Genomic DNA, 14766 nt, shown 5'->3' with positions numbered 1-14766 from the left:
ACACCCCGGGGTGTGGTTGCTGTGCCTGGGGGTGCGCGCGGGGGGGGGCCCCCCCCCCGCGGGGGGGTGGTGTCGTGGCCCGCCCCCCCCCCCCCACCGCCGCGGACCAACCCGGCAACGAGGCGACCGCAGCGCCGAGTGGAAGCAGGCCGCCCGGGCTCCCACCCCCTGGAGCAGGAAGTCGGCCGAGCCGACTTCCTGCTCCAGGAAAGGCCACACCGGGTCAGCCCTCCTCGCGCCAGCCTTCGTAGGAGGCGGCGACGGCGTCGAGGGCGCGGAGGCGGTGGGGGTTCCAGCCGTCCTCCGGAGGTTCCACGACCACCAGCCACTGGGCGTCCTCGGCGTCGTCCTCCCCCGCGAGGGCGTCGCGGACGATTTCGAGCTCGCCGAGGTCGGGGTGGTCCGTGCCGAGCGCCTCGGCGGCCTCCTCGGCGGCGTCGCGGTCGGGCAGGACGAGCAGCTGCCGGGCGTGCGGGTCGAAGCCGTCCGGCAGATCGGTCGCGGCGTCGGCGGTGGGGTCGGCGGTGGGGTCTTCGGTCACCCGCCCATTCTCCAGGGCCGGAGCTGTCCGTCCCCCGTGGGATGCTGGTAGACGATGGCCAGGAAGAGTGCACCCGACGACCTGCTCGCCCCGCTGACCCTCGCGGTCGGCCAGGAGGAGCTGCTGCTGGACCGCGCGGTCGCCCAGGTGGTGGCCGCGGCGAAGGCGGCCGACCCGGACACCGATGTGCGGGACCTCCCCCCGGGCGGCCTGCAGCCGGGCAGCCTGGCCGAGCTGACCACCCCGTCGCTCTTCGCCGAGCGCAAGGTCATCGTGGTCAGGGCCGCCCAGGACCTCTCCGCCGACTCCGTCAAGGAGGTCAAGGCGTACATCGAGGCCCCCGCCGACGAAGTGATCATGGTCCTGGTGCACGCGGGCGGCGCCAAGGGCAAGGGCCTGCTGGACGCGGCCCGGAAGGCCGGCGGGCGCGAGGTGGCCTGCGCCAAGCTCGCCAAGGCGGGCGAGCGGCTGGCCTTCGTCCGCGGCGAGTTCCGCACCCTCGGCCGCTCGGCGACCCCGGAGGCCTGCCAGGCCCTGCTGGACGCGCTCGGCAGCGACCTGCGCGAGCTGGCGGCCGCCGCCAGCCAGCTGACCTCCGACGTCGAGGGCGCCATCGACGAGACCGTGGTGGCCCGCTACTACAGCGGCCGGGCCGAGGCCACCGGCTTCGAGGTGGCGGACCTGGCGGTCACCGGCCGGGCCGCCGAGGCGCTGGAGCGGCTGCGCTGGGCGCTCGCCGTCGGCCAGCCGCCGACCGGCATCACCTACGCGCTGGCCTCCGGCGTGCGCAGCATCGGCCGGCTGGCGAGCACCGGGCGCAACATGCGCCCGGCGGACCTGGCGCGCGAGCTGGGCATGCCGCCGTGGAAGGTCGAGCGGGTCCGTCAGCAGATGCGCGGCTGGACGGGCGACGGCGTGGCCACGGCGCTGACCGCGATCGCGCAGGCGGACGCCGCCGTCAAGGGCGGTTCCGACGACCCGGCCTTCGCGCTGGAGCGGGCCGTGGTCGCCGTGGCCAGGGCCTCCCGAGCCGGTTCCCGGCCGCCGTCGTACTGAGCCCGTGGGCGGCCCGTGGCCAGACCCGCGGACGGAGCGGGCCCGCCGCTACGGCCCACCGATCGCCTTGAGCATGTCCCGGGTGTCGTCGGTCATGGCCTTGCGCACGGTCTCGCGGTCCAGCGTGTGGTTCTTGCCGACCTGGTAGTTGTCCGTCCAGTACAGCGAGTACGTCATCGCGCCGTCGCGGACCTGCAGGTAGTAGTTGATGTCGTGGAAGGTCTTGTCCGAGCTGGTCGGCTCGTCGCCGTACGCGAGGTAGGCCTCCTCGCCGAGGCCGGGCACGTCGGTGATCTCGTACTTCTGCTGCTCGAAGTAGTGCCGCAGGGCGGCGAACTCGGGCACGGAGTCGACCGCCTTGTGCAGCTCGGCACGGATGTCGAGGGTGGCGTAGTCGGTGGTTTCGCTGTCGCCGGGCGTGCGCTTCATCAGCGCGTAGCAGCGCATGACGTCCATGGACCCGCTGCGGCCGGCGTGCTCCAGCGGGTAGTTGTCCACCATCTTGTACTTGCCGCGGAACGCTGTGAGCTTGCCCGCCTCGCAGATCTTGTCGACGGCGTGGTAGCCGCGGACGCTCTTCGCACCGGACTCGCCGTGGACGATGCCGGGTACCGCGACGACCGTGCCGGTCCAGACCGCGGAGGCGAGGACCGCGCCGACGAACGCCCACACCGCGTTGCGCCGCAGGCCCCCGCTCCGCCTGCCGCCCGGGGCGGCAGGCACACCCGGCACACCCGGCGCGCTGGGCAGACCGGGCGGCGGCCCGAAGCCGGGCTGGCCGGTCGGCGCGGGCACCGACGGCTGCGGCTGCTGCGGGTAGCCGACGAAGCTGGGGCCGCTCCGCGGTGACGGCGGCGGTGGCGGTGGTGGCGGAGGTGTCCCCAATGTGTGCCCCCCTCGGGCCCTCGGCGTGGGTGCCGGACACCCGGGACCCTACCGCTCGTCCCGGAGGGCGGGACAGCCATCGTGGCGCTCCTCCCGGCCGGTAGGGTCGGGGCCCTCATCGGCCATACGTCCCAGGGGGGACCTTGCGCACGCGCACCATCACGATCGTCACGGCGGCCGGACTGCTGGCCGCCCTGACGGCCTGTTCCAACGGCTCGGCGGCGGTGACGGCGGCGGCCACCGGTCCGGTTCCGCAGCCCACGGTCACGCAGACCGTCACCGCGACGGTCACCGCCCCGGCACCGTCCGCGCCACCGGCCCCGGCCGTCACCGTGACCGTCACGACGACGGCGACGGTGACCGCGCCACCGCCCGCGGCCGCGCCGCCCGCCGAGACCGCGCCCGCCGCGCCCGCCGACACGATCGACGGCAGCGGCACCTTCCTGGTCGGTACCGACATCCGGCCCGGCACCTACCGCACGGCCGGCCCGGCCGGCGGCGTGGCCCGCATGTGCTACTGGGAGCGGGCCCGTTCCGCCGACGGCGACCTCGACTCGATCATCGCCAACGAGAACCTGACCGGCCAGGGCGTCGTCACGATCAAGAAGTCCGACGTCGTCTTCAAGACGCAGGGCTGCCAGAGCTGGACGAAGATCGGCTGAGTACTCCCACCAGCGGGCACGCCCGCCCGCAGGCACGCCCGCCCGCACGCCCGCCGGCGAGCGCGCCCGCGAACGCGAACTGCCCGGCCGGTGGGGAACCGGCCGGGCAGTACGGGGAAGGGGCGGCGGGGCCGACGCTTCCGGTTGATCTCTGTGCACCGCACCCGCGTGGCGAACGCAGGCCGCGTGCGGTGCGAAGTGTGCTGCGCACCTCGGGTGTCCGGGTAGAGGGCCGGGCCGTCCCGAGGAGGGTGGGACCGTCGAGGCGGCCCCGGGGGCGTCAGGCCTGGGCGGCCGCGTTGACGCGCTTGGTGATGGCCGACTTCTTGTTGGCGGCCTGGTTGGCGTGGATGACGCCCTTGCTCACGGCCTTGTCCAGCGCCTTGGAGGCGGCGCGGGCCAGCTCGGTGGCCTTCTCGGTCTCGCCGGCGGCAGCGGCCTCACGGGCCTTGCGCAGCGCGGTCTTCAGCGAGGACTTGACGGCCTTGTTGCGCAGGCGCGCCTTCTCGTTGGTCTTGTTGCGCTTGATCTGGGACTTGATGTTCGCCACGAAGGAGCCTCAGTCTGTGTCATCGGTTCTGGATGTCCCTCCCGGCCGGAGGCTGGGGGAGGGCTGCACCGCGCGGCCGTCGGACCTGCTGAGAGGGCATGCCGAGGCCAGGTGCAGCGCCCCACGCTACCAGGGGCGCCGGGCCCGGCCAAAACCGGGCGGACCCCGCTCAGGCCCGCAGGACCGGCTCGCCGTAGTGCTCGACCTCGGGGAACGGCCGGTAGAAGTGGTGCAGCAGTTCGCGCCACCGCCGGTACTCGGGGGAGCGGCGGAAGCCCTCGGTGTGGTCGGCGAGCGTCTCCCACTCGACGTGGAGCAGGAACCGGGAGCCGCGTCCCTCGTCCAGGCAGCGGCGCAGCTCCAGGGAGCGGAAGCCGGGCCGGCCGGCGATCAGCGGGCGGGCCTCGGCGAAGGCGGCGAGGAACTCCTCCTCCCGGCCGGGCAGGACGTCGAGCAGGGCGCTTTCCAGGATCATGGTCGGCCATCCTGCCCCGTCCCGCCCCACTGTGCCGCCGCCCGGGCGCAAGGCACCCGCGGGCCCTTCCGACGGGTGCCGGGAGGCCCGAACCGGACGGCGGCGCGCGACCCGCGCGGGGGAAGTGGGAAGATGGGAGGAACTATCTCGATCGGACGACCGTCCGGTCGCCCGGGAAGCCGGTCAGCGATGATCCGGACACCCCCGGCCCCCGGACCAACGGAGAATCGGACCAAGGTGCCCGCGACCCCCAGCAATGTGCCAGAGCCCAGCCGTACCGACCCGGCGCTGATCCGCAACTTCTGCATCATCGCCCACATCGACCACGGCAAGTCGACGCTCGCCGACCGGATGCTGCAGATCACCGGTGTGGTCGACCCGCGGCAGATGCGCGCCCAGTACCTCGACCGCATGGACATCGAGCGCGAGCGCGGCATCACCATCAAGTCGCAGGCCGTCCGACTCCCCTGGGCGCCGAAGACCGGCCCCGCCGCCGGTTCCACGCACATCCTCAACATGATCGACACCCCGGGCCACGTGGACTTCACGTACGAGGTGTCCCGCTCCCTCGCGGCCTGCGAGGGCACCATCCTGGTGGTCGACGCGGCCCAGGGCATCGAGGCGCAGACCCTCGCCAACCTGTACCTGGCGCTGGAGAACGACCTCACGATCGTCCCGGTGCTGAACAAGATCGACCTGCCGGCCGCCCAGCCGGAGAAGTACGCCGAGGAGATCGCGCACATCATCGGCTGCGACCCGGGCGACGTCCTGAAGGTCAGCGCCAAGACCGGTCTGGGCGTCGAGGACCTGCTGGACCACATCGTCAACACCGTCCCGGCCCCGGTCGGCGTCGCGGACGCCCCGGCCCGCGCGATGATCTTCGACTCGGTGTACGACGCCTACCGCGGCGTGGTCACCTACGTCAGGGTCGTCGACGGCCAGCTGACCAAGCGCGAGCGCATCGCCATGATGTCCACCGGCGCGACCCACGAGCTGCTGGAGATCGGCGTCATCTCGCCGGAGCCGAAGGTCGCCGACGGCCTGGGCGTCGGCGAGGTGGGCTACATCATCACCGGTGTGAAGGACGTCCGGCAGTCCAAGGTCGGTGACACCATCACCTCGCAGCACAAGGGTGCCACCGAGGCCCTGGGCGGCTACAAGGACCCGCGCCCGATGGTGTTCTCCGGCCTCTACCCGCTGGACGGCTCGGACTACCCGCTGCTGCGCGACGCGCTGGACAAGCTGCGCCTGAACGACGCGGCCCTGGTGTACGAGCCGGAGACGTCGGTGGCGCTCGGCTTCGGCTACCGCTGCGGCTTCCTCGGCCTGCTGCACCTGGAGATCATCCGGGAGCGCCTGGAGCGCGAGTTCAACCTCGACCTCATCTCCACCGCCCCGAACGTGGTCTACCGGGTGATCATGGAGGACGGCACCGAGCACACCGTCACCAACCCGAGCGAGTTCCCGACCGGCAAGATCGCCGAGGTCTACGAGCCGGTCGTGCGCGGCACCATCCTGGCGCCGAACGAGTTCGTCGGCGCGATCATGGAGCTCTGCCAGTCCCGCCGCGGCAACCTCCAGGGCATGGACTACCTGTCCGAGGACCGGGTGGAACTGCGCTACACCCTGCCGCTCGCCGAGATCGTCTTCGACTTCTTCGACCAGCTGAAGTCCAAGACCCGCGGCTACGCCTCGCTCGACTACGAGCCCATCGGCGAGCAGACCGCGAGCCTGGTGAAGGTCGACATCCTGCTGCACGGCGACGCGGTGGACGCGTTCTCCGCGATCGTGCACAAGGACAAGGCCTACAGCTACGGCGTGATGATGGCCGGCAAGCTGCAGAAGCTGATCCCCCGCCAGCAGTTCGAGGTGCCGATCCAGGCCGCGATCGGCTCGCGCGTGATCGCCCGCGAGACGGTCCGCGCGATCCGCAAGGACGTGCTCGCCAAGTGCTACGGCGGCGACATCTCCCGCAAGCGGAAGCTGCTGGAGAAGCAGAAGGAAGGCAAGAAGCGGATGAAGATGGTCGGCCGCGTGGAGGTCCCGCAGGAGGCCTTCATCGCCGCGCTGTCCACCGACGCCGAAGCCCCCAAGGGCGAGAAGAAGTAACCACGGCGCCACCGCGAGGGGCCCGGGACGCACACCGCGTCCCGGGCCCCTCGTGCGTTCCTCCCCGGCGACGGGCCGCTCAGCGCAGCGACAGCACCACGCTCTTGAGGATCGCCGCCTTGGCCAGCCGCCCGGCGAGCCCGGTGAGCACGGTGGGCCGCATCGAGTCGTCGCCGTGGATGAACTGGAACAGCCCCTCGCGCCGCCCCAGGCTCAGGCACTGCGCCGTGTACCGGAAGGCGAACGGCTTGTCGGTGCGCCCGGTGAGCACCTTGCCGAGGTACTGGCCCTGCGGCAGGGCGGTGGCGCAGCCCATCCGCAGGGTCCCGGTGCCGGGGACGGTGACCTCGGCGGCGTCGCCGATCACGTACACCTCGGGGTGCGAGACCGACCGCAGGTGGTCGTCGACGACGGCCTGTCCGGCGGGGGTGACGGCGAGGCCGGCCCGGGCGGCGAGCGGGTGCGGTTCCATCGAGGCGGCCCAGACGACCAGGTCGGCGGGGATCCGGCCGGCGGTGGTGGTGAGGCCCTCGGCGTCGACGGCGGTGACGGCGCTCTGCTCGTGGATCCCGACGCCGAGCCCGCGCAGCACCCGGTGGACGTGGTCGTGGCCCTTGGCCGAGAACCAGCCGCCGACCCGGTCGCCGGTGACGATCCGCACGGTCCAGCGGGGGTGGGCCTCGGCGAGTTCGGCGGCCAGCTCGATGCCGGTGGCGCCGCCGCCGACGACCGCGACGGTGCCCGGGCGCTCGGCACTGCCGGCGCGCTCGGCCGTGCCCAGACGCTCGACGGTGCCTGGGCGCTCGGCGGCGCGCAGCCGCTCGGCGACCTCGGCGGCCCGTTCGACGGGGTAGGCGTGCTCCTCGGCGCCGGGCACGCCGTGCCAGGAGGTGCGGCTGCCGAGGGCGTAGACCAGGGTGTCGTAGGCGACGGTGTCGTCGTTGTCCAGGAGCACCTTGCGCCCGCCGAGGTCGAGTTCGGTGGCGCGGGCCCGGACGTGCCGCACGCCCCGCCCGCGCAGCACCTCGGCGACGGCGGGCCGGGTCACGGGGAGGCCGGCGGTGGTCTCGTGCTGGCGGATGCGGTGCAGGATGCGGCTCTCGGGGGCGATCAGGGTCACCCGGCCGCGCTTTCCGGCCCGGGCCGCGGCGGCGAGGCCCGCGTAGCCGGCCCCCAGTATGACGATCTGCTTCTCGTTCATGTCGTCCCGCTCCTTCGTGGCGCCGTCGTCGGCGTCCTGTCGCGGCGTCCCCGGGGTGGCCGGGGAACGCTTCTCCGCGTGTTCGGAAGGGGGACGACGGCGCCCGCGGGACTGTGACGGTGACCCGCGTCACACTCCCGGAGGGGTGGCGGGGGCGTTGAGGTGGGCGAGCTTCTCGGGGTTGACGACGGCGTAGGCCTCGGTGATCCGGCCGTCGGCGACGGCGAAGGCCAGCACGCCGCCGATGACGCCCGGCCGGGCGTACCAGACCAGGCCGGGCTCGCCGTTGACCAGCGCGAACTCCACCACGGCCTCGGCCGTGACCCACTTGTTGACGAGGCCGAGGACCAGCCGGGAGACCTTGGCGGAGCCGAGCACCGGGCGGGCGCCGGCGGTGACGACGCCGCCGCCGTCGGAGTGCCAGACGATGTCGGGGTCGAGGACGGCGAGCAGGCCCGCGATGTCGCCGCGGGCGCTGGCGGCGGCGAACGCCTCGACGGCCTGCCGGTGCTCGGCGGGGTCGGCGTCGGCCCGGCGTCCGCCGGCCTTGATCCGGCGGCGGGCGCGGGAGGCGAGCTGGCGGGTGGCGTCGGGGCTGCGGTCGAGGGAGGCGGCGATCTCGTCGAAGCCGACCGCGAAGACGTCGTGCAGGACGAAGGCGGCGCGTTCGGCGGGGGTGAGCTGTTCGAGGACGGCGAGCAGCGCGAGCGAGACGGACTCGCCGCGTTCGGCGAGGTCGGCGGGGGAGGCCGGGGTGTCCTGGTAGGAGAGGGACGGTTCGGGCAGCCATTCGCCGAAGTAGGACTCGCGGCGGGCCCGGGCGGAGCCGAGCTGGTCGTAGCAGAGGCGGGTGACGACGGTGGTGAGGTAGGCACGGGGGTCGGCGACGGCGGTGCGGTCGGCGGCGCGCCAGCGCAGCCAGGCCTCCTGGAGGACGTCCTCGGCGTCGGTGAAGGAGCCGAGCATCCGGTAGGCGACGGAGCCGAGGTAGCGCCGGTGGGCCTCGAAGACGTCCGGGCCGGTGGCGGCGGCGGGTGTGCCGGTGGCCCCCGGCCGGGCGGCGGCGGTTGTCGACGGTTCGTCACTCACGGCCCCACCGTAGCGCCCGCCGCCGTGGCGGCCGAGGGCGGCGGGCCCGGACGCGCGGGAGCCCGGGGCGGCGGTGGGACCGTCCGCCCCGGGCTCCCCGGTGGCCGCGGCGCTACTCGACCTCGGCGACCGCCTCGGCGAACTGCGCCTTGTAGAGCCGGGCGTAGGCCCCGTCGGTGGCGATCAGCTCGTCGTGGCCGCCCTGTTCGACGATGGAGCCGTTCTCCATCACCAGGATCACGTCGGCGTCCCGGATGGTGGAGAGCCGGTGGGCGATGACGAAGCTGGTGCGCCCGGTGCGCAGCCGGGCCATGGCCCGCTGGATGAGCACCTCGGTGCGGGTGTCGACGGAGCTGGTGGCCTCGTCGAGGACCAGGATCGAGGGCTGGGCGAGGAAGGCCCGGGCGATGGTGATGAGCTGCTTCTCGCCGGTGCTGACGCCGGTGCCCTCGTCGTCGATGACGGTGTCGTAGCCGTCGGGCAGGGTGCGCACGAAGCGGTCGACGTGGGCGGCCCTGGCGGCTTCGACGACCTGCTCGCGGGTGGCCCCGTCGGCGCCGTAGGCGATGTTGTCGGCGATGGTGCCGCCGAACAGCCAGGTGTCCTGGAGGACCATGCCGATGCCGGAGCGCAGTTCCTCGCGGGACATGGCGGCGATGTCGACGCCGTCGAGGGTGATCCGGCCGCCGCTGACCTCGTAGAAGCGCATCAGCAGGTTGACCATGGTGGTCTTGCCGGCGCCGGTGGGGCCGACGATGGCGACGGTCTGGCCGGGTTCGACCTTGAGCGAGAGGTCGTCGATGAGCGGCTTGTCGGGGTCGTAGCGGAAGGCGACGTCCTGGAAGACGACCCGGCCGCGCAGGGCGTCGGGGCGTTCGGGCATGGCCGGTTCGGGGGTCTGCTCGGGGGCGTCGAGGAGTTCGAAGACGCGTTCGGCGGAGGCGACGCCGGACTGCACCAGGTTGGCCATGCTGGCGACCTGGGTGAGCGGCTGGCTGAACTGGCGGGAGTACTGGATGAACGCCTGGACGTCGCCGATGGACAGCGCGCCGCTGGCCACCCGCAGGCCGCCGACGACGGCGATCAGCACGTACTGGAGGTTGCCGATGAGCATCATCGCGGGCTGGATGACGCCGGAGATGAACTGGGCCTTGAAGCTGGAGGCGTAGAGGGCCTCGTTGTGCTCGCGGAAGGTTTCGGCGGACTCCTTCTGCCGGCCGAAGACCTTGACCAGGGTGTGGCCGGTGTACATCTCCTCGATGTGCGCGTTGAGCTGCCCGGTGGACTTCCACTGCTGGACGAACTGGGGCTGGGCGCGCTTGCCGACGCGGGTGGCGACGACGACGGACAGCGGGACGGCGATCAGCGCGATGAGGGCGAGCAGCCAGGAGATCCAGAACATCATGGCGAGCACGCCGACCACGGTGAGCAGCGAGTTGACCACCTGGCCCATGGTCTGCTGCATGGTCTGGCTGATGTTGTCGATGTCGTTGGTGACCCGGCTGAGGACCTCGCCGCGGGGCTGCTTGTCGAAGTAGCTGAGCGGCAGCCGGGCGAGCTTGGCCTCGGTGTCCTGGCGCAGCCGGTAGCCGGTGCGCTGGATGGCGCGGGCGGCGAGGCGGCCCTGGACGACGCCGAAGACGGCGGAGGCGACGTAGATGGCGAGGACCCAGAGCAGGACGGTGCCGATGGCGCCGAAGTCCATGCCCTGGCCGGGGGTGAAGTCGACGGAGGAGAGCAGGTTGGCGAGGTCGCCGTCGCCGCGGGCGCGCAGGCCGTCGATGATCTGCTGCTTGGAGGCGTCGGCGGGGAAGCGGCCGCTGATGACTCCGGCGAAGATCAGGTCGGTGGCGTTGCCGAGGATCTTGGGGCCGACGATGGCGGCGCCGATGCTGAGGACGCCGAGGCCGAGCACGCCGGCGATGAGGGCGCGTTCGGGGCGGAGGAGTTTGAGCAGCCGCTTGCCGGAGCCCTTGAAGTCCATGGACTTCTCGGCGCCCTGGCCGCCCATGAAGCGGCCGGGGCCGGCCGGGCCGCGGCGGGCGGCGGCGGCCTGGGAGTCGCCGGCCTGGGCCGGCCGGCCGCCCGCACCGGGGCCGCCCGGACCACCGGGTCCACCGGGACCTCCCGGCCCGCCCGGCCCGCCGGGACGTCCGCCGGGCGGCGCCTTGTCGAAGCCGGGCGCGGACTTGTCGGGGCTGGTCACGCCGCCTCCTGCTCGGTGAGCTGGGAGAGCACGATCTCCCGGTACGTCGGATTGCCGGCCATGAGCTCGCCGTGGGTGCCGCTGCCGACGACGGCGCCCTCGTCCAGGACGATGATCCGGTCGGCGTCGCGGATGGTGGAGACGCGCTGGGCGACGATCACCACGGTGGCGTCGGAGGTCTCGCGGGCGAGCGCCTTGCGCAGCTTGGCGTCGGTGGCGTAGTCGAGCGCGGAGAAGGAGTCGTCGAAGAGGTAGACGTCGGGCCGGCGCACCAGGGTGCGGGCGATGGCCAGGCGCTGGCGCTGGCCGCCGGAGACGTTGCCGCCGCCCTGGGAGATGGGCGCGTCCAGGCCTTCGGGGAGCCGTTCGACGAACTCCTTGGCCTGGGCGATCTCCAGGGCGTGCCAGAGTTCCTCGTCGGTGGCGTCGGGCCGGCCGTAGCGCAGATTGCTGGCGACGGTGCCGGTGAACAGGTAGGGCTTCTGCGGGACGAGGCCGACGCTGTCGGACAGCGTCCCGGGTTCGAGTTCGCGGACGTCGACGCCGCCGAGCAGGACCTGGCCGGAGGTGGCGTCGAACAGCCGGGGGACGAGTCCGAGCAGGGTGGACTTGCCGCTGCCGGTGGAGCCGATGACGGCGGTGGTCTCGCCGGGGCGGGCGGTGATGCCGATGCCGCGCAGCACGGACGCCTCGGCGCCGGGGTAGCGGAAGTCGACGTCGCGCAGTTCGAGGTGGCCGCGGCGCAGCACCTCGGTGACGCCGGCCGCGGGCGGCACCACGCTGGAGGAGGTGTCGAACACCTCCTGGATGCGTTCGGCGCAGACCTCGGCGCGCGGCACCATCATGAACATGAAGGTGGCCATCATGACGCTCATGAGGATCTGCAGCAGGTAGGAGAGGAAGGCGGTCAGGGCGCCGATCTCCATGTCGCCGCTGTTGATCCGGTGGGCGCCGAACCACAGCACGGCGACGCTGGAGACGTTGACGACGAGCATGACGCTCGGGAACAGGTAGGCCATCAGTTTGCCGACCTGCAGCGAGACGCCGGTGAGGCTCTCGTTGGCGCCGGCGAACCGGTTCTGCTCGTGGTCGTCCTTGACGAAGGCGCGGATGACCCGGATGCCGGTGATCTGCTCGCGCAGCACCCGGTTCACGGTGTCGATCCGCTCCTGCATGCTGCGGAAGCGCGGGCGCAGCTGGCGGACGAGGAGGGCGACGACGGCCCCGAGGGCGGGGACGACGGCCAGCAGCAGTCCGGAGAGCGGCACGTCCTGGTTGAGGGCCATGATGATGCCGCCGACGCACATGATCGGTGCGGCGACCATCAGGGTGAACGACATCAGCACCAGCATCTGGACCTGCTGGACGTCGTTGGTGGTGCGGGTGATGAGGGAGGGGGCGCCGAACTGGCCGATCTCGCGGGCGGAGAAGCTCTGGACGCGGTCGAAGACGGCGGCCCGGATGTCGCGGCCCACCGCCATGGCGGTGCGCGCGCCGTAGTAGACGGCGCTGATCGAGCAGAGGGTCTGGAGGAGGGTGACGCCGATCATCACGGCGCCCACGCGCAGGATGTAGCCGGTGTCCCCCTTGATCACTCCGCTGTCGATGATGTCGGCGTTGAGTGTGGGCAGGTAGAGCAGCCCGAGGGTGGAGACCAGCTGGAGGAGCACCAGCAGGATGATCGGTCGGGTGTAGGGGCGCAGGTACGCCCTGAGCAGTCTGATCAGCACTGGCTCACTCTTGTCGTCGGCGGCGGCTTTGGCATCCCAATTCTCGTTGCTCGGGAGGCCGGTACATGAGATTCCGGGCAAGCGAGCCGGATCTTTGTCCAGCCCTTTGCCGAACGTTCCGCGGGGCGCGGTTGTGCCGGGCACCGGCGGTCCGACAAGGTGCCAGGTCGGTCCGCCCCCTTACGGAATGACCGGTTTCCCCCTAGGCTGCTGGCAGCCCTCTTGTTACTCATCGGTACCAGTCCCGGTTGCCAGGGGGCCGGCGGCCGCCCCTACGGACGCCACCTCTTCCAGACGGCCACCCTCCCCCGGAGGTCCTCGTTGAGTTCCGCGCAGTCCCTGATCGACTCCGGCCGTCCCGACATCGTCGCCGGGCGTCCCGCCTCCGTCGCCCACCTGTTCCGGGAACGGGTCGCGCTGACCCCCGGCGGCGAGGCCTACCGCTACCCCGTCCCGGTGGACGAGCACGCGGCGGACAGCACCCCCGGCGCCGAGCAGTGGCGGTCGCTGACCTGGGCGCAGACCGCGGCCCGGGTGCACGCGGTGGCGGCCGGGCTGCTGTCGCTGGGCATCGAGGCCGAGGACCGGGTGGCGCTGGCCTCCTCCACCCGCCTGGAGTGGATCCTCGCCGACCTCGGCAACATGTGCGCGGGCGCGGCCACCACGGCCGTCTACCCGAGCACCAACGCCGACGAGACCGCGTTCATCCTCTCCGACTCCGGCTCCCGGGCCCTGTTCGCCGAGAACACCGCGCAGCTGGACAAGGTGGTCGCCGAACTGGACCGGCTGCCCGGGCTGGAGACGGTGATCCTGTTCGACGCGCCGGACGGGCCCCCGCCGGCCGGCCGGCTGCGCGTGATCACCCTCGCCGAGCTGGAGCGGCTCGGCGCCGAGCACCTGGCCGGGCACCCGGACGCCGTCGAGAAGGCGGTCACCGCCCTCGACAAGGAGCAGCTGGCCACCCTCATCTACACCTCCGGCACCACCGGCCGCCCCAAGGGCGTGCGCCTGGTGCACGACTGCTGGGCCTACGAGGGCCGGGCGCAGGAGGCGAGCGGACTGCTGGCCGCCGACGACGTGCAGTTCATGTGGCTGCCGCTGTCGCACGTGTTCGGCAAGACGCTGATCTCGGGGCAGATCGCGACCGGGCACGTGATGGCGGTGGACGGCCGGGTGGACCGGATCATCCACAACCTGCCGGTGATCCGGCCGACCATCATGGCCTCGGCGCCGCGGATCTTCGAGAAGGTCTACAACGGCATCGCGGGCAAGGCCCGGGCGCAGGGCGGCGCCAAGTACAAGATCTTCCTGTGGGCGGCGCGCACCGCCCGCGAGTACGCCCGCGCGGTCCAGGACAGCCGGGTGGCGACCGGCGTGGGCACCGCCCCGGCGGCGCTGCGGATGAAGCACGCCCTCGCCGACAGGCTGGTGTACGCCAAGATCCGGGCCGCGTTCGGCGGGCGGCTGCGCGGGGCGGTGTCCGGCAGCGCCGCGCTGGCCCCGGAGATCGGCTACTTCTTCGTCGGCGCCGGGGTGCCGATCCTGGAGGGCTACGGCCTGTCCGAGACCAGCGCCGGCTCCAGCGTCAACCGGGCCGAGGACATCCGGGTGGGCACGGTGGGCCGTCCGCTGCCGGGCACCGAGGTGCGGATCGCCGAGGACGGCGAGATCCTGCTGCGCGGCCCCGGCGTCATGCGCGGCTACCACAACCTGCCGGAGAAGACCGCCGAGGTGCTGGAGGCGGACGGCTGGTTCCACACCGAGGACATCGGCGAGCTGTCCCCGGACGGCTTCCTGCGGATCACCGACCGCAAGAAGGACCTGTTCAAGACCTCCGGCGGCAAGTACGTGGCGCCGAGCGAGGTGGAGGGCAAGTTCAAGGCGGTCTGCCCGTTCGTCAGCAATGTCCTGGTGATCGGCAACGGCCGCAACTTCTGCACCGCGCTGATCGGCCTGGACGAGGCGGTGATCATGCCGTGGGCCGCCGAGCACGGCCTGGCGGGCGCGTCCTACGCCGAGGTGGTCGCCGACCCGCGGACCCACGAGCTGATCGAGGGCTTCGTGCGGCGGCTCAACGGGCAGCTCCAGCGCTGGCAGACGATCAAGAGGTTCCACCTGCTGCCGCGCGACCTGGACGTCGAGCACGGCGAGCTCACCCCGAGCCTGAAGATCAAGCGCCCGGTGGTGGAGCGGACCTACGCCGAGGCGGTCACCGCGATGTACACGGGCGCCAACGAGGCCTGAGCCGCCCGCCGGGCCCGC

The 14766-nt window shown here is 72.6% G+C and carries 12 protein-coding genes; 4 read left to right on the top strand and 8 right to left on the bottom strand.

All coding sequences use genetic code 11. The features are described 5' to 3' along the window. Positions 1–223: 223 nt before the first annotated feature. Positions 224–493 (bottom strand): hypothetical protein, encoded by a 270-nt coding sequence (locus ACFU9E_RS30270; protein WP_380687904.1) that lies wholly within the window; start codon positions 491–493, stop codon positions 224–226. Between the two features lie 102 nt (positions 494–595). Between ACFU9E_RS30270 and holA the strand changes: the two genes are divergently transcribed. Continuing rightward, positions 596–1597 (top strand): DNA polymerase III subunit delta, encoded by a 1002-nt coding sequence (holA, locus tag ACFU9E_RS30265; RefSeq protein WP_380687895.1) that lies wholly within the window; start codon positions 596–598, stop codon positions 1595–1597. Between the two features lie 48 nt (positions 1598–1645). Here the strand turns inward: holA and ACFU9E_RS30260 are convergent, their stop codons facing one another. Further along, positions 1646–2320 carry a hypothetical protein gene (locus tag ACFU9E_RS30260; RefSeq protein ID WP_380687897.1) on the bottom strand — a complete coding sequence of 225 codons (675 nt, stop codon included), beginning with the start codon at positions 2318–2320 and terminating at the stop codon, positions 1646–1648. A 305-nt stretch (positions 2321–2625) separates the two neighbouring features. Between ACFU9E_RS30260 and ACFU9E_RS30255 the strand changes: the two genes are divergently transcribed. After that, the gene (locus ACFU9E_RS30255; RefSeq protein WP_380687899.1) at positions 2626–3144 is read left to right on the top strand and encodes a hypothetical protein; all 519 of its coding nucleotides are present in this window, start codon (positions 2626–2628) and stop codon (positions 3142–3144) included. Between the two features lie 280 nt (positions 3145–3424). Here ACFU9E_RS30255 and rpsT read toward each other — a convergent pair whose 3' ends face one another. After that, positions 3425–3694: a 30S ribosomal protein S20 gene (rpsT, locus tag ACFU9E_RS30250; RefSeq protein WP_350566336.1), complete on the bottom strand. Its 270-nt coding sequence runs from the start codon at positions 3692–3694 to the stop codon at positions 3425–3427. A gap of 169 nt (positions 3695–3863) precedes the next feature. Then, positions 3864–4169: an antibiotic biosynthesis monooxygenase family protein gene (locus ACFU9E_RS30245; RefSeq protein WP_380687900.1), complete on the bottom strand. Its 306-nt coding sequence runs from the start codon at positions 4167–4169 to the stop codon at positions 3864–3866. 237 nt (positions 4170–4406) lie between these two features. Between ACFU9E_RS30245 and lepA the strand changes: the two genes are divergently transcribed. Further along, on the top strand, positions 4407–6278 hold the full coding sequence (lepA, locus tag ACFU9E_RS30240) for a translation elongation factor 4 (protein ID WP_380687902.1): 1872 nt from the start codon (positions 4407–4409) through the stop codon (positions 6276–6278). 79 nt (positions 6279–6357) lie between these two features. Here lepA and ACFU9E_RS30235 read toward each other — a convergent pair whose 3' ends face one another. From ACFU9E_RS30235 to ACFU9E_RS30220, 4 genes are all read right to left on the bottom strand, one after another. Further along, positions 6358–7479 carry an NAD(P)/FAD-dependent oxidoreductase gene (locus tag ACFU9E_RS30235; RefSeq protein WP_380690030.1) on the bottom strand — a complete coding sequence of 374 codons (1122 nt, stop codon included), beginning with the start codon at positions 7477–7479 and terminating at the stop codon, positions 6358–6360. A gap of 129 nt (positions 7480–7608) precedes the next feature. Then, entirely contained in the window at positions 7609–8568 is a 960-nt protein-coding gene (gene sigJ / locus ACFU9E_RS30230) for an RNA polymerase sigma factor SigJ (RefSeq protein ID WP_380690032.1), read from the bottom strand. A 112-nt stretch (positions 8569–8680) separates the two neighbouring features. After that, positions 8681–10579, bottom strand: a complete 1899-nt coding sequence (locus ACFU9E_RS30225) for an ABC transporter ATP-binding protein (RefSeq protein ID WP_380715503.1) — start codon at positions 10577–10579, stop codon at positions 8681–8683. A 191-nt stretch (positions 10580–10770) separates the two neighbouring features. Continuing rightward, positions 10771–12504 (bottom strand): ABC transporter ATP-binding protein, encoded by a 1734-nt coding sequence (locus tag ACFU9E_RS30220; RefSeq protein ID WP_380683675.1) that lies wholly within the window; start codon positions 12502–12504, stop codon positions 10771–10773. Between the two features lie 321 nt (positions 12505–12825). On the opposite strand from ACFU9E_RS30220, the gene ACFU9E_RS30215 reads away from it, so the two are divergent. Next, the gene (locus ACFU9E_RS30215) at positions 12826–14748 is read left to right on the top strand and encodes an AMP-dependent synthetase/ligase (RefSeq protein ID WP_380683676.1); all 1923 of its coding nucleotides are present in this window, start codon (positions 12826–12828) and stop codon (positions 14746–14748) included. The last annotated feature ends 18 nt before the right edge of the window (positions 14749–14766 follow it).

It is taken from the genome of Kitasatospora sp. NPDC057595 (genome assembly GCF_042800875.1).
In the GTDB taxonomy this organism is placed as follows: Bacteria; Actinomycetota; Actinomycetes; order Streptomycetales; family Streptomycetaceae; genus Kitasatospora.
This window is presented reverse-complemented; position numbering and strand designations above follow the sequence as displayed.